We start from the raw sequence: 20,212 nt of genomic DNA, 5'->3' as shown, positions 1-20,212 counted from the left end.
GCTGTCAACGCCTTCGAACGCCGGCGGCGTTAACCCTGTGGGGGCCGACGCGGGGGTTCGGTTCCCCCGGACCGGCCGGGACTTCGGTTCGGTACGGTTCGGTACGGTCCGCCGGGGAGGGCGGGGGCCGCCGCGGGGGTCAGGGGCGCCCGGGGTTCGCGGCCGAGCTGGGCAGCAGGTGGGCCATGGCGGCGAGCTGGGACCTGCCGGCCACGTTCAGCTTCCGGTAGGCGTGGGTGAGGTGCTTCTCCACCGCCCGCGAACTGACCTCCAGCCACTCGGCTATCTCCTTGTTGGACGCCCCGTGCGCGGCGAACCCGGCGACGCGCCGTTCGGTGCGGGTCAGTGCGGCGACGGCGACCGAGGCCGTGGAGCTGGCGAAGTTCTGCAGTTCCCGGTCGGCTCCCTCGGCGAGCCAGGACGCACCGCAGACAAGCGCCTGGTCGCGGGCCAGGCGCAGTTGGGTCTCGGCTTCGGACAGCCCGGCGCGCAGCAGCCGCCGGCCGAGCAGCAGGGAGGTCCGGGCCCGCTCCATGGCGTTGACGGAGGTCGCCAGGGTCGCCGCGGACTCGCGCAGCAGCTCGATGCCGCGCTCCCCCGTGGTGAGGGCGCCCTTGACGCGCTGGGCGCGGCCGATGGCGACGGGGGTGCCCCAGGCCACGGCGCGGGCGTACTCCTCCTCGATGAGGTCGTGGGCCCGGTGGGTGTCGCCCATGCGGTAGTGCAGCCCCGCGGCCCACGCCCGCCAGGGGAAGACGGCGGGGTTGCGCCAGTCGGCGCGCTCGGCCGAGCGGCCCCAGTCCAGGAAGTACTCCAGGGCGGTGGGCAGGTCGCCGCGCTGGGCGGCGGACGAGCCGCGGATGAGCTGGAGGGAGGAGGGGCGGTAGCCGTGGTCGGCGCCCTCGCGGCGGAAGGCCAGCAGGCGGCGGGCCAGTTCGCTGTCGCGGCTCTCGATGGCGAGCATGACAACGGCGGTCATGCCCTGGAGGGTCGCCCAGTCGGCCGCGCCCAGTTCGAGTGCCTCGTCCGCGCAGGCCCGGGCCTCCGCGAGGCGGCCCTGGGCGAGCCTGACATGGGTGAGTTCGACGGCCGTCACGGCTTGCGGGACGGTGGCGTGGTCCCGGCGGGCCCGGTCGCGCGCGGTCTCGAGCCAGGGCCCGATGGCCTCGAGGGAGTCGGCGGCGATGAGGGTGTTGGTCAGCAGGGGCAGGGCGGTGTGGGCGTGCTCGGGGGAGGCGGGCTCGTACTGCAGGACGCGGTTGGCCAGCGGCGCCACCTCCGCCGCGGACATGCCCTGCGACATGGTGGTGCCGTGCAGCAGCACGGTGACCAGCTCGCGCTCGGCGGCGGTGCACAGCCGCGGTGCGGGTCCCATGGTCCGCAGGCGGTCGGCGCACAGGGGCAGTTGGCCCGGTCCGACCACGGCCACGTGGCGCAGCCGCGCCTCCAGGCGCAGGGCCAGCTCGCGGTCGTCTCCGGTGAGCAGCCCGGGGTCGCCCAGTTCGGCGGCGAGCCCGGAGACCGCTTCGACGGTGGGCCGGGGGGAGCTGCCGAGCAGGGACGGGGGGATGCGGACGGCGGCCTTGGCGCGCTGTGCGGCGGAGGGGAGCAGCAGCAGGGCCTGGGAGATGTGCCGGACCGCGGCGGGCGGGTCGAAGGACCGCTCGATGGTGGCCAGGTCGACGAGGAGGGCGGCCCGCTCGCATCCGGTGGGCGCGCTGCCCAGCAGGGCGCGGCGCAGGTAGCGGGCGGCGTCCTCGGGCGCTCCGCGGCGCAGGGCCGCGCTCGCGGCGGCCCGCAGCACCTGGACGGCCCAGGCGTCCTGGCAGGAGGTCGCCGCGAGGAGCTGGGCGGCGGCCCGTTCGGCTGGATGTCCGCCGCTGTGCAGGAGGAGGGCGGCGTAGACGTGGATGTCCTCCTGTTCGGCGGGCGTCATCAGCTCTTCGACGGCGTCGCGCACGGCCGGATGGACGAAGGCGAGGTCCGGTCCGTCGGCGAGCAGCCCGAGCCGGTGCAGTCCGCGCGCGGCCTCCTCGCGGCCCGTGTCGTCCAGTCCCGCGAGGCGGCCGACGAGTTCGGGGTCGGTGTCCTCGTCCAGGACGGCCAGGGCCTTGGCCAGCTCCTGTACGGGGCCGGGCTGGGAGCGCAGCGCCACGGCGAGGCGGTCGCGCAGGGCGGGCAGGCGCGGTGCGCGGACGCTGTGGGCCTGGGCCGCGACGGGGTCGCCGGTGCCGGCGAGGGCGGTCAGGGTGGCGCTCAGGAGCATCGGGTGGCCGCCGGTGGCCTCGTGGAGGGCGGCTGTGTACTCGGGGTCGGCGGGGCGGCCGAAGCGGTCGGCGGCGAGCGCGGCCGTGCCGGCGGGGCTCAGGGGGCAGGGGCGCAGGATGTGGGCGGCGCGGTCGGTGATGTCGTGGATGCGGGGTTCCTCGGCGCCGGGGTCGCCCTCGCGGACGGCGACGACGACGGTGACGCGCAGGTTGGTCAGCCGTTTGGCGAGGTAGCCGAGCCAGCGCAGGGAGGGCACGTCGGCCCAGTGGAGGTCGTCGACGAGCAGCAGCAGGGGTCTGTGCGCGCTGCGGTCGGCGACGAGGGCGAGGAGTTCGCCGTGCGGGTCGTCGCCGGGCGGGTCGAGGAGGGCGTCGGGCCGCAGGGGTTCGAGGAGCTGGGCCACGACGCCGAAGGCGAAGTCGCGTTCGAGCGCCGCGCCGCTCGCGGTCAGCGCCTGGATGCCGCGCCGCTCGGCGAGGGCGGGCAGGGCCCGCAGCAGGGCGCTCTTGCCGATGCCCATGCCGCCGGTCACGGCCAGCAGCGAGCCGCCGGCACCGGCTTCGGCGGCCTCCAGGGCCGCGGTGATCAGGTCCAGCTCGTGCCGCCGGTCGAGCAGGGGTGTCATGGGTTCTCCCTCGGTGCGCGTCCCAGCGCGTCGGCCAGCTCGGGGCGTCCTCGGATGCCCAATTTGCGGTACACCTTCGTCAGGTGGAGTTCGACGGTGCGCGGCGTCACCGCGAGCTCGGCGGCGATGGCCCGGTTGGCGAGCCCCTGGACGGCCAGGGTGGCGACGCGCAGTTCGGCGCCGGTGAGGGCGCCGTGTGGTGCGGGGGTGCGGGCGGGCGGGGCGGTGTCCTCGGCCGGGGGGTGTTCGGGGCCGGGCGCCTCGGCTTCGCCGGCCCGGACCTGGCTGCTGAGCAGGGGGCCGATGGTGTCCGGGCCGGAGAGCGGTGCCGTGGCCAGGGCGACGAGGGCCTGCCGGTACTGCCAGCCGGCCGGTGTCGCGGTCCCCGGGCGCAGGAGTGCGGGGCCGCCGGTCCCCCCGGTGGCGAACAGGGTCCTGGCGAGCACGCCGGGTGCGCCCCAGGACAGGGCGAGGCGGCGTTCCTCGGCCAGCAGGGCGGCGGCGGTGCCGTCGTGGGGATCGGAACCGCGGGCGGCGGCCGCTGCCGAACGCCAGGGCAGCAGGGCGGGGTTGGCCGCCTGCCGGGCGAGCAGGAGGCGGCCGCATTCCAGCAGGTCGGCCAGGGCCCGGTCGCGGTGTCCGGCGGCCAGACGGGTGCGTCCACGCGCGTAGAGCAGGAAGGCCCAGCCGATGCCGCCCTCGGCGCAGTCGGCGCGGGCGAGCCCGATGGACCGCTCGGCGTTGGGGACGTTGCCGTTCTCCAGGTAGATCAGTGCCTTCAGGGCGACGAGGAGGGAGGTCATGCGGGGGTGCCAGCAGTGCGGGGGCATCAGCTCCTGGGCGCGGTCCAGGGCGGCGGACGCCTCGTCGGGTCGTCCTTCGTACAGCCGGGCGAGGGCCCGGATGACCAGGGTGGCGCCGGCCACGGCGCGGGCGTCGGCGTGTTCGGCGCGCAGCAGGACGGCGTCGAGTCCGGCGTGCGCCGCGGTGAAGTCGTCGGCGAGGACGAGGGCGCAGCAGGCCGCGGCCTGGGCGGCCAGCGGGGTGGTGCCGGCGGCGGCCGGGGCCAGGGCGGTGCGGGCGAGCCGGCGGGTGCGGGCGATGTCGCGGCCCTGGAGCGCGGCGCGCCAGGCGGCGACGGCGGCCTCCGCGGGGTGCTCGGGGTGGTCGGCGAGCGGGGGCATGGGGGGCCGGTCCAGGGCGTGGGCGGTATCGCACTGGCCGTGTTCGCTGAGCCAGTACAGCGCGCGCAGCGCCGCCTGTTCGGGGGCGCGCAGCTGGGGGCGGGCGGCGACCTGGGCGATGAGGGGCTGGGCGGCGCCGACGTCGCCGCGGGCGACGAGCAGGTCGGCGGCGCGTACCCAGGCGGGGCCGGCCGCGGCGTCGGCGGGGGTGAGCAGGGCCTGGCGCAGGTGGCGGTCGGCGGCCTCGGGCGCGGAGGGCAGGACGGCGGCGGCGAGTTCGGCGAGGGTGCGCACTCTCAGGTGCGGGGCCATGGGTTCGCGCAGGGCGCGCTGCAGCAGGCGGGCCGCTTCGGCGGGTCTGCGGGTGGCGCGGTGGCGGGCGGCTTCCCGGCGCAGGACGTCCACCGCCCAGGAGGCGCCGAGCACGCGTGCGCCGAGCAGCATGCCGGCGAGCGCGCCGTCGGGGACGGCGGCGCGCTGGGCGCGTTCGGCGGCGCGGGCGTACAGCTCCTCGCGGCGTTCGGCGCTCATGCGGGCGAGGACCACGTCGGCGGCCTTGGGCTCGCGGAAGGCGGGGCGGTCGGGGCCGGTCAGCAGGCCGGTGCCGCACAGCAGTTCCAGGGCGCGGCGGGTGCTCATGGTCCGGGGTGCCGCGACGGCGGCGACGGTGTCGGCGGTGGCGGCGGGCCCGCAGACGGCGATGGCGCGCAGGACGTCGAGCAGTTCGCCGGGGAGGGCGGTCAGGGTTCTGGCGGCGCGTTCCCGGACGACCTCGGCGGCGCTGTCGGTCAGGTGCGGGAGGTGGTCCACGCGCGGTTTCCAGCCGTGCCGGGCGAACCGTGCGGCGACCGCGCGGAGCACGGCGGGGTTGCCGTCGGTGACGCGGGCCGCCGCGTCCCGGAAGGCCGGCTCGGCGGGCTCGCGGAACGCGTCGGCCAGCATCCGGCCCACGCCGTCGGCCGACAGAGGCGAGAGGTCGAGGGTGTGCCGGGCGACGGCCCGTCCGTCGTCCAGGGTGCGTACCTCCACGCGGTCGTCGGGTCCGGCCGGGGTGACGGTGCTGCGGGCGGTCAGCAGCAGCAGCGGGGCGGCGGACAGCCGGCGGGCCAGGGCCTGGAGCCAGCGCAGCGAGGGCGTGTCGGCCCATTGGACGTCGTCGACGACGATCATCAGGGGGTGGGTGCGGGCGGCGCGGAGGAAGGCGTGGCACAGCTCGGCGGTGAGCCCGGGGCGGGGCCGCGGGTCGTGGGCGGGCGGCAGGTCCACCACGGCCGGCGCGAGCGCGGCGGTCAGCTGGGCGACGACGCCGAGGCGCAGGTCCGTCTCCTCCCAGGAGGCCTGGGCCGCGGCGACGCGGACGCCGGCCTCGCGGGCGAGGTCGGCGGCGTGCTCCAGCAGGGTGCTGCGGCCCAGGCCGGGGGCGCCGTGGACGTCGACCAGGGCGGAACGGCCGGCGCCCAGGGCGGCCGCCAGTTCGCCGAAGAGCCGTTGTTCCCGGTCGCGTTCGATGAGTGGCGGGGTGGTGCAGGGGCCGCCGACCGGGGGGCGTCTGGGCGGGCGCTCGTCTGACACCTGCGACTTCACCCGTCTCTCCTCGTGGCTTCGATGCTAGTGGCTGGGCGCGGGGACGCCGGGGGGCGCTCCCCGGCGGTGGGGTGCGGGCGGGCCGCCGGCGCGCAGTCCGCCGGGCAGGTCGGCACGGCCGCGGACGTCGAGCTTGCGGTAGACGTTGGTCAGGTGCATCTCGACGGTGCGGGGGGTGATGAACAGCGCCTCCGCGATCTCCCGGTTGCTGATGCCGCCCTGGGCGAGGGTGGCGATCCGGCGCTCGCTGTCGGTGAGCGAGTCCAGCGGGCTGGCGGCGATCTGCGGCATCCGGCCGCCGGCGGTGACGAGCAGGGTGCGGGCGACGGCGCTGAGCGCGTGGTAGCCGCAGCGGGTGGCCAGTTCGATGGACTGCCGCAGGTTGCGGCGGGCGCCGCGGGCGTCGTCGCGGGCGAGCAGTTCGTGGCCGAGCTGGTAGGCGGCCTTGGCGTGTTCCAGGCGGGCGGGGGAATCGGCGAGGACGTCCACGGCCTCGGCGAGCCGGTCCACCCGGATCCGGCCGTCGGCGACCACGGCGGCGGCGATCAGGCCGATGCCGTGGGCGCGGGGGGTCCCCCAGCGTCGTATGTGCTCCTCGGCGCGCTCGACGATGCCGATGGCCTCGGCCATGCGGCCCAGGCGGACGAGGGTGGTGGTGGCCGGCAGCCACCAGGGGGCGAGGACGGGGTTGGTCACGCCCGCCTCGTCCAGGCTGCGCCCGCAGCGCAGCCACAGCTCCAGCGCGCCGTCGAGGTCGCCGAGTTCCCGCAGCACCCGGCCCCGGGTGTGGAGGTAGTGGTGCCACTCCCAGATGTGCCGGTCGGCGCCCGCGCGGCCCAGCGGCTCGAGGAGGGCGGCGGCCTCGCGGGCCTTGCCCTGGGAGAGCAGGGCGGTGCTCAGGGCGATGTGGGGCAGCGGGGAGCCGGCGGTGCGCTCGCCGTGTTCGCAGATGTCGACGGCGGCCCGGGCGTCCCGGGCGGCGCCGGTGACGTCGCCCACGCTGTGCAGGGTCAGCGAGCGGCCGGCCAGGGCGGCGACGTGCATGCGCGGCTCGTAGCGGGTGCGGCTGCCGGCCAGGGCCCGCTCCAGGCCGGCCAGCGCGTCGTCCACCTCGTCGGCGAGGCCGAGGACCAGGGAGGAGCCGAGCACCCACCAGCCGGAGGGCGCGGTCTCCTCGACCCGCAGGGATCGCCGGGCGAGCGAGGCGGCCTCGTGGGCGCTCCCGCCGTCCAGGGCCGCGTAGGTGCTCATGGCGGACAGCAGACGGCGTTCGGCGGGGCTGTCGCCGTCGGGTACGGGCCAGGAGCGGGCCCGTTCGCGGACCGCGGTCATGGCCGCCTTCTCGTTGACGGCGGTGACCAGGAGGGCGGATTCGACGGAGGCGCGCAGCTCCCGTGCGGCGGGGGCGGGTTCGGCGCCCAGGGCGGTGTGCAGGCCGTCCAGGACGCGCCCCAGGATGCGGACGGCCTCGGGGGCCCTGCTGGTGTTGAGGGCGGCCAGGCCGTATTCGACGGCGATGGGCGCCTGGTCGAGGGGGCCGGTGGCGGCGTCGAGGGCCGCGCGCAGGTGCCACAGCGCCATGGCGGGGGCGACGCGGGCGCAGGCCCTGGCCAGTTCGACGCGGATGTCCTTGTGCTGGGCCTCGGTGCGGGCGGCGGCCAGGGCGCGCTGCAGATAGCGGACGGCGGCCTCGGCGGCGGCGCGGCCCGGGGCCTCGGCGGCGGCGTCGCGCAGCACGTCCAGCATCCAGGGCTCGTCGAGTTCGGCCAGCAGCACCAGCTGGTCGGCCACGTCGGCGGCGGGGCGGCCGGTGTCGTTGAGGATGCGGGCGGCGCGGGCGCGCAGTTCCTCCAGCTCCGGCGCGGGCAGGTCGGCGAGGACCGCGGTGCGGACGGGGTCGCACATGGTCAGGGGGGTGCCGGGGGCGGCGGGCACGAGGACCTCGTGGCGGCGCAGGGCGTCCATGGCGGCGGTCATGCGCGTTCCGCTCACTCCGGACAGGGCGGTGAGCAGGTCGGTGTCGGCGTGGCCGAGGACGGCGAGGGCCCGGGCGAGCCGGCGCACCGGGCGGGGCTGGCCGGCCAGGCACTCGGGGACGGTGGAGGCGACGACGCCTTCGCCGGCGGCCTCGAGCCGGTGCACTCCCGAGGCGTCGGGGCGGACCCCGGCCTCGCGCAGCCGGGCCAGGAGGCGGTGCAGCAGCTGGGGGTTGCCGCCGGTGACGTCCGCGCAGCGGGCGACGAACCGCTCGTCGGGGCCCGGGCCCAGGGCGCGGGAGACGAGCTGGGCGGTGGCGCCGGGGCCGAGGGGGCCGAGTTCGACGAGGGACAGGCGGTCCTGGGCGAGCATCTCGGCGAGGACGCCCGTGCCGGGGCCGTCGCAGTCGGTGCGCTGCGCCAGGAGGACGAACAGGGGCCGGGCGGAGGCCCTGCGCAGGACGAAGTCGAGGCATCTCAGGGAGGCTTCGTCGCACCACTGGGCGTCGTCGAGCACGAGCGCCAGGGGATTTTCGGCCATGAGTTCCACGGCCTGTCCGTAGACCCGGCGGTGGGCGGCGTAGGCGTCGTGGGGGCCTTGGGCGGGGAGGCCGTCCGGGGATCCGGGGGTGGCCGGCGACGCCGGTCCGAAGAGGGCGTTCACTCCACGGCAGTCGCGAAGTCGCTCGCCACCGGGGCGTCCGGTGTGGTGACGGACAGTGAACCCGGCGGGGCGCAGGCGGTCGGTGACGGCGCCCAGGAGGGTGGTCCTGCCGATGCCGGCGGGGCCTCGTACGAGGACGGCCCGGGCGGTTCCCTCGCGGGCCCGCACGGCCAGCCGTATCAGGCCGCTCAGCTCGACGGAACGGCCGGCCGGGCGCCGGGGACCGCCCTGACCTGCATCGAAGGTGACCGCCATGGCGTTCCTCTTTCGTGAAGCCACACTGGACCTCTCCTGACCGACGTGCCAGGACACGGCCCTTCGGAGGCCGACTTGCACGATCAAGATCGGAAACGACGGTAACAGTACCCCTAAGGAGGACCCATCACGTTTGAGCCAGAATGCCAAGCACCGTCGGCCAAGGGGAAACGCCGGGTAACCGCCTGCCCAGAAGGCGTACCCCAGCGACTGCCTTTGTCAACGCAATTACCCTTCTTGATAGATAGAGCCCGAAAATGCACGCCTTACCTGAGGCTGATATCCGGCAGACATATGACTGATGTACGCTGCGGCGTTCTGCCCGTCCGGCCGGGTACGTCCCCGCCGACCGCTGCCCCGGCCGGGTATCCGTCGCGGCCGCCACCGCCCGGCCGCCACCGACAGACCGGAGCGACCTGTGCACCTCCACGTGGACCCCGCCGGCACCCTCCGCCCGGGCACCGGCCTCGACGTCCCCTGGCCGCGGACCCTGGACGCGCCGCACGAGGGGACGCTCGACCTCTGGCTGCTGCACACACCCGCCGCATGGCTCGCCGCCCACCCCCTGGACCCGGCCCCGCTCGACGAGCGGGAGCGCGAGCGGGCCGCCTCCTTCGTCCGGCCCGCCGACCGCGCCGTGTACACCGCCGCCCACCTGATGCTGCGCAAGGTCCTCGGCGCCTACCTGGACGTACCGGCCGCCGAGGTGCGCTTCACCCGCGAGACGTGCCCCTGCTGCGGCGCGCCGCACGGCAGGCCCGCCGTCGACGCGCCCGGCGCCCCGCACTTCTCCCTCTCGCACGGCGGCGAGCTCGTCCTGCTCGGCGTCGCCGCGGCGCCCGTCGGCGTGGACACCGAGCAGCTGCCCGCCGAGCACACCGTCAGCGACGTCGCCGAGGCGCTCCACCCCGACGAGCGCCGCGAGATCATGGCGGCGCCGCCGGAGCGGCGGGCGGCGGTCTTCACCCGGCTGTGGGTCCGCAAAGAGGCCTATCTCAAGGGCCTGGGCACGGGGCTGGGCCGCTCCCCCGACCTCGACTACCTGGGCAACGGCGGTCCGGGCACCCCGAAGTGGCCGGCCGGGTGGACCATCGTCGACGTGCCGGTGGGCGCGGGGCACGCCGCGGCGGCGGTCCGCGGCGAGCTCGACAGCCGCTACGACGTCAGGCGGCTGGCCCCGGAGGGCCTCACCGCCTGAGCCACGGGCCCGTGGATCAGCCGCGGGCCGGACGCCTCGTCACTTGGCGACCTTCCACTGGCCGGTCTCCTTGGCGAACCCGGAGTCCGGGGTGAACGTGACGGCCTGGGGCTTGGAGTTCTCGGGCACCGAGACCACGACGTAGCCGAGGGCCTTCTCGCCCGCCTTGAGCTTGACCGCGGCGGGCAGGTTGGGGCCCGAGGTGGTCTCGCCGATGGACGTGGTGAACGTCTGGCCCTGCTCGTCGAGGACCTTCACCCCGTTGCGCGGGCTGTCGTCGTAGACGGTCTGGCCCTTGTTGACGATCTCGAACTGGGCGGCGACCCAGCGCTTGCCCGCCTTCGGCATCGTGTACTTGTTGTTGCTCTTGGCCGGGTCGACGAAGTCCTTGAGCGTGACCGCGATCTGGGCGCCGTTCTTGGCCTTGAGCTCGGCGGTGCCGCCGACGGCCAGGTCGACGCCCTTGGCACCGCCCTTGTCGGCACCGCCCTTGTCGGCACCGCCCTTGTCCGGCGCGGGAGCCGGGTCCTTGGGCGCCTGGCTCTGGGCGGCGCCCGCGCTGTTCTCCGGCTTGGCGTCGACACCATCGCTGTTGCAGGCGGTGGCGGTGGCCGCGATCGCGATGACGATGGCGGCGGTGCTGAGCTGACGACGCATGTGGTGGATCCCCCGTGGTGGTGCTTGCTTGACGTGCACATTCTTACCTGCACATCTGAGCGGGATCCCGCCGATGAGCGCCCTGTGGGGCTCCTGTGACAGTCGGGTGATCAAACCGTGGCAGCGTCACACAGGACGAACCAGGCCTTACCGGATCGGCATCCCCGACAGGGCCCGTGCGATCACCAGCCGCTGGATCTCGCTGGTGCCCTCGAAAACGGTGTAGATCGCGGCGTCCCGGTGCATGCGCTCCACCGGGTACTCCCTGGTGTAGCCGTTGCCGCCGAGGATCTGCATGGCCTGGGCCGTGACCTTCCTGGCCGTCTCCCCCGCGAAGAGCTTGGACATCGAACCCTCGGCGGCGGTGAAGGGCCTGCCCGCGGAGGCCATCCAGGAAGCCCGCCAGACCAGCAGGCGGGCGGCGTCGATGCGGGTGCGCATGTCGGCGAGCTGGAAGGCCACGCCCTGGTTGTCGATGATCGGGCGGCCGAACTGGACGCGGGTCTTGGCGTATTCCAGGGCGACCTCGTACGCCGCGCGCGCGATGCCGACGGCCTGGGCGCCGACGGCCGGGCGGGATGCCTCGAAGGTGGCCATCGCGGCGTTGCCCGCCCGTTCGCCGCCGGCGGCGCCGGCCCGTTCGCGGGCGCGGGCCAGGCGCTCGTCGAGCTTCTCCTTGCCGCCCAGCAGGCAGTGGCCGGGCACGCGGACGTCCTGGAGGACGACCTCGGCGGTGTGGGAGGCGCGGATGCCGTGCTTCTTGAACTTCTGCCCCTGCGAGAGGCCGGGGGTGCCGGGCGGGACGACGAAGGAGGCGTGGCCGCGGGAGCCGAGCAGGGGGTCGACCACGGCGACGACGACGTGGACGTCGGCGATGCCGCCGTTGGTGGCCCAGGTCTTGGCGCCGTCGAGGACCCACTCGTCCCTGGCCCGGTCGTACACGGCACGGGTGCGCATCGCGGAGACGTCCGAGCCCGCGTCGGGCTCGGAGGAGCAGAAGGCCGCGACCTTCACGTCGCTCGCGTCGCCGTACATCTGCGGCACCCAGGTGCCGATCTGCTCGTCGGTGCCGTTGGTGAAGACGCTGATCGCGGCGAGCCCGGTGCCGGCGATCGCCAGACCCAGGCCCGCGTCGCCCCAGAAGAGCTCCTCCAGGGTGAGGGGGACGCCCAGGCCGGTGGGGTCGAAGAACTGCTGGGCGTAGAAGTCCAGCGAGTACAGCCCGATCCTGGCGGCCTCCTGGACGACCGGCCAGGGGAATTCCTCCCGTTCGTCCCACTCGGCCGCGGCGGGGCGCATGACGTCCGCGGCGAAGCCGTGGATCCAGTCCCGGATGGCCCTCTGGTCGTCGTCGAGCTCCAGCGCGAAGTCCCCCATGTCCCCTCCCAGCACGCCTTACTTGCGGTAACGCGAGTCTGTTACCCACCGGTAGAATGTGTCAACGTCCCTGCCCGTCGAATCCGCTCCGTGGAGCGGGTGTTACGTTGCGCAGGCGTTTGTGAATCACTGGGCGGGGAGGCACGTCACATGGAGAGCAGTCAGCGGGACGAACAGCAGAAGGCGGCGGAGCAACGGCGGAGGGAATTGCTGGAGGCGGCCGACCGCGTGGTACTGCGGGACGGCCCCGGGGCCTCGATGAACGCCATCGCGGCCGAGGCGGGGATCACCAAGCCGATCCTCTACCGCCACTTCGGCGACAAGGGCGGCCTGTACCGGGCGCTGGCCGTGCGCCACACCGACGCGCTGCTGTCGGGGCTGCGCGCGTCGCTCGACGCCCCGGCGGGACGGCGCGAGAGGGTCGAGGCGACCCTCGACAACTACCTCGCGGCGATAGAGGCCCGGCCCCAGGTGTACCGCTTCCTGATGCACCCCGCCGACGAGGGCAAGCCCGCCGAGCAGGGCTTCGACGTGGGCCGGCACTCCGCTCCGCTGCTGCGGCGGATGGGCGAGGAGCTGGCCCAGGTCATAGCCGAGCGGGTGGACCTGGGACCGGAGGGCGAGGAGCTGGCCCGCGCGTGGGGCCACGGGATCGTCGGCATGATGCACGCCGCCGGCGACTGGTGGCTGCGGGAGCGACCCTGCTCGCGCGGGGCGCTCGTCAGCCACCTCGCGGACCTGCTGTGGGGACGGCTGGCCGTCTCGGGCGAGCGGCCGGACGGGCCGGGCTTCTGAGGAGGAGGGGCGTGGCCCCTCAGGCGCCGGACGGGCCGGCCGTGGCCCACGGCGCCCGCCGCACGGCCCGCAGCGCACGGCGCCGGCGCAGGCCCGTCACATGGTCGAGGTACAGACCGCCCTCGAGATGATCGCACTCGTGCTGCAGGCAGCGGGCGAAGAACCCGGTGCCGCGCACGCGTGCGGGAGCGCCGTCCGCGGTGAAGCCCTCGACCACGGCCTCGTCGAAGCGCGGCGTCGCCGCCTCGATGCCCGGCACGGACAGACAGCCCTCGGGGCCGCGGACCGTGATGCCCTCGGCGGCCACGAGCCGCGGATTGACCAGATGGCCCAGGTGCCGGCGGTCCTCGTCGTCCGGGCAGTCGTAGACGAAGACCCTCAGCGGGACGCCTATCTGGTTGGCGGCCAGCCCCACGCCGCTCGCCGCGTACATGGTGGCGAACATGTCCTCGATCAGTGCGGAGAGCTCCGCTCCGAAGTCCGTGACCTCCTCGCAGGGTGCCCCGAGACCCGGGTCTCCGAGCAGCCTCATGGGCCGCACTCGTCCTGAACTGCCGGGAATCGTGCCTCTTCGCATGGGCCCAAGAGTACGTTCCGAGGACGGCGGGTTCGGGCCCGCGCCCGGATCTCGATAGGCTGATCCCCGACCGAAGCCTCCTGGCTGACGATTCGGCGCGGAGGGGGCGTTCCACCGGCGGACCAGGGACAGGCGCGGCGCCGGAACAAGGAGGATCTAGGACGATGGCAGGCAACTCGGGGCCACTGTCGCCGCGGGCCAAGCTGGCCGTGACGGCGGGCAAGGCGGCTGCGGCGGTGTCGCGGGCCGCGGGCCGCGGCAGCGGGTCGGTGATCGGCGGCAAGGTCGCGCTCAAGCTCGACCCCGACCTGCTGGCCCGGCTGGCAACCCACCTGGACGTGGTCCTGGTGTCGGCCACCAACGGCAAGACGACCACGACCCGGCTGATCGCCGAGGCACTGCGGGCCAGCGGACCGGTGGTGTCCAACGCGCTGGGCGCGAACATGCCCGCGGGCATCACCTCGGCACTGGCGGGCGGCTCGGACGCGCGCTACGCCGTGATCGAGGTGGACGAGAAGTACCTGGCGGGCGTCGCCCGCGACACCTCGCCGAAGGCCATAGCGCTGCTGAACCTCTCGCGCGACCAGCTCGACCGGGCCGCGGAGACGCGCATGCTCGCCGAGAAGTGGCGTGAGGGTCTGGCCGGCACCAAGGCCGTGGTGATCGCCAACGCGGACGACCCGCTGATCGTGTGGGCCGCTTCCTCGTCGTCGAACGTGGTGTGGGTCGCGGCCGGCCAGGAGTGGAAGGACGACGCCTGGTCGTGCCCCTCCTGCGGTGGCGTGATGCAGCGCCCGGGCGACGACTGGTTCTGCGGCGAGTGCGGCTTCAGGCGGCCCACGCCGAGCTGGGCGCTGTCGGGCGACTACGTCCTCGACCCGCACGGCTCCGCGTGGCCGATCCACCTGCAGCTGCCGGGCCGGGCCAACAAGGCCAACGCCACCAGCTCGGCCGCCGTGGCGGCGACCTTCGGGGTGCCCCCGCAGGTGGCGCTGGAGCGGATGTACCAGGTGCAGGCGGTGGCCGGCCGGTACGACGTGGTGACCTTCCTCAATCGCGAGGTGCGGCTGCTGCTGGCGAAGAACCCGGCCGGCTGGCTGGAGACGTTCTCGCTGATCGACGGGCCGCCGGCACCGGTGATCCTGTCGGTGAACGCCCGCGGCGCGGACGGCACCGACACCTCGTGGCTGTGGGACGTGGACTACACCCGTCTCGCCGGGCACCCGATCATGGTCATCGGCGACCGCAAGCTCGACCTGGCGGTGCGCCTGGAGGTCGCGGGCGTGGACTTCCGGGTCTGCGAGAACGTCGACGAGGCCGTGCAGGCCTGTCCGCCCGGGAAGATCGAGGTCATCGCCAACTACACGGCGTTCCAGGACATCCGTCGCCGCGTCGGCAACTGAAGGCCCACGGACAGCACTGAAGGATTGTGAGCATGAGCCAGAACAGTCTGCGTGTGGTGTGGGTCTACCCCGACCTGCTCAGCACCTACGGCGACCAGGGCAACGTCCTGGTCCTGGAGCGGCGCGCCCAGCAGCGCCGCCTGGACGTCCAGCGGGTGGACGTCCGCTCCGACCAGCAGATCCCCACCTCCGGGGACATCTACCTCATCGGCGGCGGTGAGGACCGTCCGCAGCGGCTGGCGGCCGAGCGGCTGCGCCGGGACGGCGGCCTGAACCGGGCCGTCGCCAACGGCGCGATCGTCTTCTCGGTCTGCGCCGGCTACCAGATCCTGGGCCACGAGTTCATCAACGACCTGGGCCAGCGCGAGCAGGGCCTGGGGCTGCTGGACGTCGTCAGCACCCGGGGCGAGGCCGAGCGCTGCGTCGGCGACGTGCTGGCCGACATCGACGCTCCGCTGGGCCTGCCCCCGCTGACCGGTTTCGAGAACCACCAGGGCATCACCCACCTGGGCCCGACGGCCCGCCCGTTCGCCCGGGTCCGCTACGGCAAGGGCAACGGCACCGGCGACGGCACCGAGGGCGCGTACAACGAGACCGTGTTCGGTACGTACATGCACGGCCCGGTCATGGCCCGTAACCCGCACATCTCGGACATGCTGATCAAGCTGGCGCTGGACGTCAACGCCCTGCCGCCGGTCGACGACCGCTGGTACGAGGCGCTGCGCGCCGAGCGGATCGCCGCGGCGACACAGCCCGCATAGCGGACGGTTCCGATCCCCGCCGCCCTGCCCGGTTAGGGTGGCGGGGATCGCACCGGACGACGGGGTCCGGTCTCCGGCCCTGATGCGGCCCCGGCGCCGCCCTGTTGCGAGGTTCCCTGTCATGCGCATCGGTGTTCTCACCTCCGGCGGCGACTGCCCCGGACTCAACGCCGTCATCCGCTCCGTCGTGCACCGTGCGGTCGTCGACCACGGCGACGAGGTCATCGGCTTCCACGACGGCTGGCGCGGCCTGCTGGAAGCGGACTACCGCGAGCTGGACCTGGAGGCCGTGGGCGGCATCCTGGCCACCGGCGGCACCATCCTCGGCTCCTCCCGGGTACGGCCCGATCTGCTGCGCGACGGCGTCGAGCGGGCCAGGGGCCACGTCGCCGACCTGGGCCTGGACGCCGTGGTCCCCATCGGCGGCGAGGGCACGCTCAAGGCGGCGCGCCTGCTGTCGGACGCCGGGCTGCCCGTCGTGGGCGTGCCCAAGACCATCGACAACGACATCGCGTCGACCGATGTGACCTTCGGTTTCGACACGGCGGTGGGGGTGGCGACCGACGCCCTGGACCGGCTGAAGACGACGGCCGAGTCGCACCAGCGGGTGCTCATCGTCGAGGTGATGGGCCGTCACACCGGCTGGATCGCCCTGCACTCGGGCATGGCGGCCGGCGCGCACGCGATCGTCGTGCCGGAGCGGCCGTTCGACATCGACGAGCTGACCGCGGTGGTCGGCAAGCGCTTCGAGGCGGGCAAGCGGTTCGCGATCGTGGTGGTGGCCGAGGGCGCCAAGCCGCGCCCGGGCACCATGGATTTCCAGGTCGGCGCCACGGACGTCTACGGACACGAGCGGTTCGCCGGCGTCGCCGGCCAGCTGGCGGGCGAGCTGGAGCGGCGCCTGGGCAAGGAGGCCCGGCCCGTGATCCTCGGCCATGTGCAGCGCGGCGGCACGCCCACCGCGTACGACCGGGTGCTGGCGACCCGCTTCGGCTGGCACGCGGTGGAGGCGGTGCACCGGGGCGCGTTCGGGGTGATGACGGCCCTGCACGGCACGGACATCGCTCTCGTACCGCTGGCGACCGCCGTCGAGCACCTCAAGACCGTGCCGGCGGAGCGGTACACCGAGGTCGAGTGCGTGCTCTGAGCCCACCGTCGTCCGCCGTGCGGTCGGCCGCCCCGGCCTCGGGGCCGGCGGGCGGCGGCTCTACTCTGGTCCCGGCGCATTGGTGCGAAATGGGAGAGAGCGGATGGATCACAGCGGGCACGGCATGATGCATATGGACATGCCGCCGTTCACGCTGGAGCGGGGTCTGCAGTTCAGTGGCGAACCGTTCTTCATGATCGGCTGTCTGCTGGGGCTGGGCCTGTACGGCTGGGGCGTGGTGCGGCTGCGGCGACGCGGGGACGCGTGGCCGTGGGGCCGGGTGGTGGCGTTCGTCCTGGGCGTGCTGAGCGTCTGGCTGGTGATGTGCACCAAGCTCAACGACTACGGCATGGTCATGTTCAGCGTGCACATGGTGCAGCACATGGTCATCAGCATGCTCTCCCCCATCCTGCTGCTGCTCGGCGCGCCCGTGACGCTCACGCTGCGGTCCCTGCCGGCGGCCGGGCGCGGGCGCCGGGGGCCGCGCGAGTGGCTGGTGGCCCTGCTGCACAGCCGCTACATGCGCGTCATCACGCACCCGGCGTTCACCATCCCGCTGTTCATCGCGAGCCTGTACGCCCTGTACTTCACCCCGATCTTCGACTTCCTCATGGAGTCCAAGACGGGGCACATCGCGATGATGGTCCACTTCCTCGCCGTCGGCCTGGTCTTCTTCTGGCCGATCATGGGCGTGGACCCCGGCCCGCACCGGCCGGGGTATGTGATGCGGATGCTGGAGCTGTTCGCCGGCATGCCCTTCCACGCGTTCTTCGGCATCGCGCTGATGATGGCCTCGGAGCCGATGATCGGCACGTATATGCACCCGCCGGCCTCGCTGGGCATCGACGCCCTGGAGGACCAGCAGGCGGGCGGCGGCATCGCCTGGGCCTTCAGCGAGATCCCGTCCGTCGTGGTGCTGCTGGCGCTCGTCTACCAGTGGTACCGCTCGGAGCAGCGGCAGGCCAAGCGCAGCGACCGGGCCGCGGACCGCGACGGCGACAAGGAGCTGGCGGCCTACAACGCCTATCTGGCCTCGCTCAACACCCGGGGGCAGTGAACCGGGCAGGTCACAGGTATAGCGGTACGGGCCGCGGCGGGGAGACGATGGTCTCCTGGCCGCGGCCCGCGCGTATATCTACGACAGGGCCGCCGTGAGGAAGGTGCGGGGATGCCCGGATCGGCGAGAACGATGGCGACGCTGACCGTCGGCGCGCTGGTTCTGGTGACCGCCTACACCGTGACGATCGGCAGCAACGGCTGGCTGTGGTTCACGTGGGTGGTCCTGGGGCTGGCGACCATTGGGACGCTGGCGGCCCGCGGGACGTGAGCCGCCGCGCGGCTCAGAAGCGGAAGACCGGGCCGGTGGCCGACTCCAGGGCGCAGACGTTGGGGAAGGTCTTGCGCCAGGCGACCGCGACGCCGCGCCATTCGCCGTCGGCGGTCGCGGTGACGGGGTCGTACTCCCGGCCGCAGACCGCCTGGGCGTCCGCGGTCAGGGCGTCCGGCTTGCCGCCGGCCCGGCGCAGGCTCTCGCAGGCCTCGGAAGCGCGGGGGTGGTGGCTGCCCGGTCCGGGGCAGAGGAGCTGGACGCCGCGGATCCAGGTGCTCTGGGCGCCGGAGACGGTGAGCAGGACCCGGCCGCCGTCCCGCTCGTCGGCCCCCGCCGGGGCGGGGGGCAGGGTGAGCAGGGCGGTGGCGGTCGCCGCTGCGGCCGCGGTGGTGCGTACGGACATGGGTGGTGCCTCCAGGGGCGCGGGGGTACCCGCGCCAGGCCACCGCGCACGCGCCCGTGCGGCAAGCGTCCGCACCGGGGACGTCACCCGTGTGGGGGTGCCTGGCCACTCGGTCGGCCGCCAGGGGTGACCTGCGGAAAAGGCGTCGCGGCCCGGGTGCCGGCGGCCCTACGCTCGGCGCTTGTGACACAGCTTCTGACGAGGGACGACGCATGAGTGCGCGGCTGCGCGAGGTCGCGCGGATGACGGAGGTGATCGTCGGGGCCGGCCGCTACACCACGCCCGGCGGCCGGACGGTGGAGATCGCCGACGCGGTCGGGCGGGCGAGAAGGGGAACCCTGCTGTACGGGCCCGGCCCGGTGGCCGTGCCGGAGGGCGGCCGGCCCGTGGCTGCGACGGTGTTCGAGGTCACCGGCGAGGGCAGCCTGGACGCGTCGCGCCGGCTGGCGGCGGACGGTCCGGTGGCGGTCCTCAACTTCGCCTCGGCCCGCAACCCCGGGGGCGGCTACCTCAACGGCGCCCAGGCCCAGGAGGAGGCGCTGTGCCGCGGCTCGGCGCTGTACACGTGCCTGCGCCGGGCCCCGGAGTACTACGCGGCACACCGCGCCGACCCGAGCCCGTTCTACAGCCACCGTGTCATCCACTCCCCCGGCGTCCCGGTCTTCCGCGACGACCGCGGCGAGCTCCTCGAAACCCCCTACACGGCGGGCTTCCTGACCTCGCCGGCGCCCAACGCCGGGGTGATCGCCCGGCGGAACCCGGACGAGACGGACCGCATCCCGGCGGCGCTGGCGGAACGTGCCGGCCGCGTCCTGGAGGTCGCGGCCGCGCACGGCTACCGCCGGCTGGTGCTCGGCGCCTGGGGATGCGGGGTCTTCCGGAACGACCCGCACCAGGTCGCGGCGGCGTTCGCCGGCCACCTCACGGGGGCGGGACGGTTCGCGGACCGCTTCGAGCACGTCGTCTTCGCGGTCCTGGACCGCCGTGCCGACTCCCCGGTCCGGGCGGCGTTCGCCTCGGTGTTCGCCCCGCGCGGGCGCTGAGCGCTCACACCGCGGCGGGGTCCGGCCGGGGCAGCACCTCGCGGGCGCCGTCCGCCCGGATCCGGAAGAGGCCGGGCCCCACCTCGTCCGACCGCTGCCAGATCGCGGCGCACCGGTCGGCCGGCCACACGGTGTGCAAGGACCACCAGACCCCGCCCATGCGGGTGCCGGTCAGGTCGGCGTCGGTCAGGTCCGCGTCCTGCAGCCGGGCCCCGCTGAGGTCGGCGTCGGTGAGGTCGGCGGCCCTGAGCCGGGCCCCGGTCAGGGCGGAGCCGGTCAGGAGGGCGCCGCGCAGCCGCGCACCGCTGAGGTCGGCGGCCGTGAGGTCGGCGGCGTGGAAGCGGGCCCCGTCCAGTGTGGTTCCGGCCAGCAGCGCGAACCGCAGGCCGGCGCCGCGCAGTTCGGCGCCGGTCACATCGGCGCCGGACAGGTCGGCGCCCTCCAGGGCGGCGCCGGTCAGGCTCGCCCGGACCAGGCTCGTACGACGGAGGTCCATGCCCCGCAGGTCGGCGCCCGGCAGATGGGCCCCGGGGCGGATGTCGAGCACGGGCCGGAAGGCGAGCGCGGCACGCAGCCAGGCGAACCGGCCGCGCAGGGCCGCCGCGGCGGCCGGCCGGGGCGCGGCGGGGGCGAGGCGGTCCAGGACCTGCCTCAGGAACGAGTCGGCGGGTGGCTCAGCGGGCATCAGCGGCACCTCCCCCGCGGGGCCCGGTCGTCCGGGACGCCGACTGGGCGAGCTGGGTCAGCAGCCGGGGCGCGGCCACCCCCGCGAGGGCGGCGCTGAAGGGCCCCGCGAGCTGGTGCGAGGCGGCGCACACCACGGCCAGGCCGGCTCCCAGGCCGCAGCGGATGAGCACCGCCACGGCATACGGCCCCGGATTGAGCCGGCCGTCGCTCTTCCACGGGAAACCGCGCGCGGCCCGGATCGCCGTATGCAGCCCGACTCCCTCCACGAGAGCCGCCCC

General features: G+C 74.7%; 17 protein-coding genes. 8 read left to right on the top strand and 9 right to left on the bottom strand.

Annotated features, from left to right (window positions below; genetic code table 11):
* Positions 1-139: 139 nt before the first annotated feature.
* Genes ACIGXW_RS02915 through ACIGXW_RS02905 form a run of 3 tightly spaced genes read right to left on the bottom strand, consistent with a single transcriptional unit; the run spans position 140 to position 8,556 of the window.
* Positions 140-2,893 carry an AAA family ATPase gene (locus tag ACIGXW_RS02915; RefSeq protein WP_399569128.1) on the bottom strand — a complete coding sequence of 918 codons (2,754 nt, stop codon included), beginning with the start codon at positions 2,891-2,893 and terminating at the stop codon, positions 140-142.
* Entirely contained in the window at positions 2,890-5,661 is a 2,772-nt protein-coding gene (locus ACIGXW_RS02910; protein ID WP_399569126.1) for an AAA family ATPase, read from the bottom strand. Before ACIGXW_RS02910 ends, ACIGXW_RS02915 begins: the two co-directional genes overlap by 4 nt.
* A 24-nt stretch (positions 5,662-5,685) precedes the next feature.
* Positions 5,686-8,556 carry an AAA family ATPase gene (locus ACIGXW_RS02905; RefSeq protein ID WP_399569124.1) on the bottom strand — a complete coding sequence of 957 codons (2,871 nt, stop codon included), beginning with the start codon at positions 8,554-8,556 and terminating at the stop codon, positions 5,686-5,688.
* A 418-nt stretch (positions 8,557-8,974) separates the two neighbouring features.
* Between ACIGXW_RS02905 and ACIGXW_RS02900 the strand changes: the two genes are divergently transcribed.
* Positions 8,975-9,754 (top strand): 4'-phosphopantetheinyl transferase family protein, encoded by a 780-nt coding sequence (locus ACIGXW_RS02900; protein ID WP_399569121.1) that lies wholly within the window; start codon positions 8,975-8,977, stop codon positions 9,752-9,754.
* A gap of 39 nt (positions 9,755-9,793) precedes the next feature.
* Here the strand turns inward: ACIGXW_RS02900 and ACIGXW_RS02895 are convergent, their stop codons facing one another.
* Positions 9,794-10,411 carry a DUF4352 domain-containing protein gene (locus ACIGXW_RS02895; protein WP_399569119.1) on the bottom strand — a complete coding sequence of 206 codons (618 nt, stop codon included), beginning with the start codon at positions 10,409-10,411 and terminating at the stop codon, positions 9,794-9,796.
* Positions 10,412-10,558: 147 nt separating this feature from the next.
* The gene (locus ACIGXW_RS02890; protein WP_399569117.1) at positions 10,559-11,788 is read right to left on the bottom strand and encodes an acyl-CoA dehydrogenase family protein; all 1,230 of its coding nucleotides are present in this window, start codon (positions 11,786-11,788) and stop codon (positions 10,559-10,561) included.
* A gap of 150 nt (positions 11,789-11,938) precedes the next feature.
* Here ACIGXW_RS02890 and ACIGXW_RS02885 point away from each other — a divergent pair, with 150 nt between their 5' ends.
* Positions 11,939-12,583, top strand: a complete 645-nt coding sequence (locus tag ACIGXW_RS02885) for a TetR/AcrR family transcriptional regulator (protein ID WP_071963796.1) — start codon at positions 11,939-11,941, stop codon at positions 12,581-12,583.
* Positions 12,584-12,602: 19 nt separating this feature from the next.
* On the opposite strand, the gene def is transcribed toward ACIGXW_RS02885, so the two are convergent.
* Positions 12,603-13,160, bottom strand: a complete 558-nt coding sequence (def, locus tag ACIGXW_RS02880; RefSeq protein WP_399569115.1) for a peptide deformylase — start codon at positions 13,158-13,160, stop codon at positions 12,603-12,605.
* A gap of 164 nt (positions 13,161-13,324) precedes the next feature.
* Here def and ACIGXW_RS02875 point away from each other — a divergent pair, with 164 nt between their 5' ends.
* The 5 genes from ACIGXW_RS02875 to ACIGXW_RS02855 all read left to right on the top strand — a co-directional run bounded on the left by ACIGXW_RS02875 (position 13,325) and on the right by ACIGXW_RS02855 (position 17,798).
* Complete coding sequence (locus ACIGXW_RS02875) at positions 13,325-14,563, top strand: MurT ligase domain-containing protein (RefSeq protein WP_071963798.1); 1,239 nt, start codon at positions 13,325-13,327, stop codon at positions 14,561-14,563.
* Positions 14,564-14,595: 32 nt separating this feature from the next.
* A complete protein-coding gene (locus ACIGXW_RS02870; protein ID WP_071963799.1) occupies positions 14,596-15,324 on the top strand; it encodes a glutamine amidotransferase in 729 nt (242 codons plus the stop codon).
* Positions 15,325-15,445: 121 nt separating this feature from the next.
* A complete protein-coding gene (locus ACIGXW_RS02865) occupies positions 15,446-16,471 on the top strand; it encodes a 6-phosphofructokinase (RefSeq protein ID WP_399569113.1) in 1,026 nt (341 codons plus the stop codon).
* Between the two features lie 103 nt (positions 16,472-16,574).
* The gene (locus ACIGXW_RS02860; protein ID WP_399569110.1) at positions 16,575-17,528 is read left to right on the top strand and encodes a cytochrome c oxidase assembly protein; all 954 of its coding nucleotides are present in this window, start codon (positions 16,575-16,577) and stop codon (positions 17,526-17,528) included.
* 111 nt (positions 17,529-17,639) lie between these two features.
* Positions 17,640-17,798, top strand: coding sequence for a hypothetical protein (locus tag ACIGXW_RS02855; RefSeq protein ID WP_177338011.1), 159 nt, complete (start codon positions 17,640-17,642; stop codon positions 17,796-17,798).
* A 13-nt stretch (positions 17,799-17,811) separates the two neighbouring features.
* On the opposite strand, the gene ACIGXW_RS02850 is transcribed toward ACIGXW_RS02855, so the two are convergent.
* Positions 17,812-18,204 carry an SSI family serine proteinase inhibitor gene (locus ACIGXW_RS02850; protein WP_399569108.1) on the bottom strand — a complete coding sequence of 131 codons (393 nt, stop codon included), beginning with the start codon at positions 18,202-18,204 and terminating at the stop codon, positions 17,812-17,814.
* Positions 18,205-18,416: 212 nt separating this feature from the next.
* Here ACIGXW_RS02850 and ACIGXW_RS02845 point away from each other — a divergent pair, with 212 nt between their 5' ends.
* Entirely contained in the window at positions 18,417-19,247 is an 831-nt protein-coding gene (locus ACIGXW_RS02845) for a TIGR02452 family protein (protein WP_399569106.1), read from the top strand.
* 4 nt (positions 19,248-19,251) lie between these two features.
* Here the strand turns inward: ACIGXW_RS02845 and ACIGXW_RS02840 are convergent, their stop codons facing one another.
* Together ACIGXW_RS02840 and ACIGXW_RS02835 are read right to left on the bottom strand one after the other, a co-directional pair.
* Positions 19,252-19,932, bottom strand: coding sequence for a pentapeptide repeat-containing protein (locus ACIGXW_RS02840; protein ID WP_399569103.1), 681 nt, complete (start codon positions 19,930-19,932; stop codon positions 19,252-19,254).
* Positions 19,922-20,200, bottom strand: a complete 279-nt coding sequence (locus ACIGXW_RS02835) for a hypothetical protein (protein WP_399569100.1) — start codon at positions 20,198-20,200, stop codon at positions 19,922-19,924. Before ACIGXW_RS02835 ends, ACIGXW_RS02840 begins: the two co-directional genes overlap by 11 nt.
* Positions 20,201-20,212 lie beyond the last annotated feature (12 nt).

It is taken from the genome of Streptomyces sp. NPDC053079 (assembly GCF_044546695.1).
Classification (GTDB): Bacteria; Actinomycetota; Actinomycetes; order Streptomycetales; family Streptomycetaceae; genus Streptomyces.
This window is presented reverse-complemented; position numbering and strand designations above follow the sequence as displayed.

Excerpts from the sequence above, each read along its gene's own strand:
- ACIGXW_RS02840 (WP_399569103.1), bottom strand. The coding sequence starts at position 19,932 with ATGCCCGCTGAGCCACCCGCCGACTCGTTCCTGAGGCAGGTCCTGGAC.
- ACIGXW_RS02845 (WP_399569106.1), top strand. The coding sequence starts at position 18,417 with ATGAGTGCGCGGCTGCGCGAGGTCGCGCGGATGACGGAGGTGATCGTC.
- ACIGXW_RS02865 (WP_399569113.1), top strand. The coding sequence starts at position 15,446 with ATGCGCATCGGTGTTCTCACCTCCGGCGGCGACTGCCCCGGACTCAAC.
- ACIGXW_RS02870 (WP_071963799.1), top strand. The coding sequence starts at position 14,596 with ATGAGCCAGAACAGTCTGCGTGTGGTGTGGGTCTACCCCGACCTGCTC.
- def (WP_399569115.1), bottom strand. The coding sequence starts at position 13,160 with ATGCGAAGAGGCACGATTCCCGGCAGTTCAGGACGAGTGCGGCCCATG.
- ACIGXW_RS02860 (WP_399569110.1), top strand. The coding sequence starts at position 16,575 with ATGGATCACAGCGGGCACGGCATGATGCATATGGACATGCCGCCGTTC.
- ACIGXW_RS02895 (WP_399569119.1), bottom strand. The coding sequence starts at position 10,411 with ATGCGTCGTCAGCTCAGCACCGCCGCCATCGTCATCGCGATCGCGGCC.
- ACIGXW_RS02885 (WP_071963796.1), top strand. The coding sequence starts at position 11,939 with ATGGAGAGCAGTCAGCGGGACGAACAGCAGAAGGCGGCGGAGCAACGG.
- ACIGXW_RS02915 (WP_399569128.1), bottom strand. The coding sequence starts at position 2,893 with ATGACACCCCTGCTCGACCGGCGGCACGAGCTGGACCTGATCACCGCG.
- ACIGXW_RS02850 (WP_399569108.1), bottom strand. The coding sequence starts at position 18,204 with ATGTCCGTACGCACCACCGCGGCCGCAGCGGCGACCGCCACCGCCCTG.
- ACIGXW_RS02855 (WP_177338011.1), top strand. The coding sequence starts at position 17,640 with ATGCCCGGATCGGCGAGAACGATGGCGACGCTGACCGTCGGCGCGCTG.
- ACIGXW_RS02875 (WP_071963798.1), top strand. The coding sequence starts at position 13,325 with ATGGCAGGCAACTCGGGGCCACTGTCGCCGCGGGCCAAGCTGGCCGTG.
- ACIGXW_RS02905 (WP_399569124.1), bottom strand. The coding sequence starts at position 8,556 with ATGGCGGTCACCTTCGATGCAGGTCAGGGCGGTCCCCGGCGCCCGGCC.
- ACIGXW_RS02890 (WP_399569117.1), bottom strand. The coding sequence starts at position 11,788 with ATGGGGGACTTCGCGCTGGAGCTCGACGACGACCAGAGGGCCATCCGG.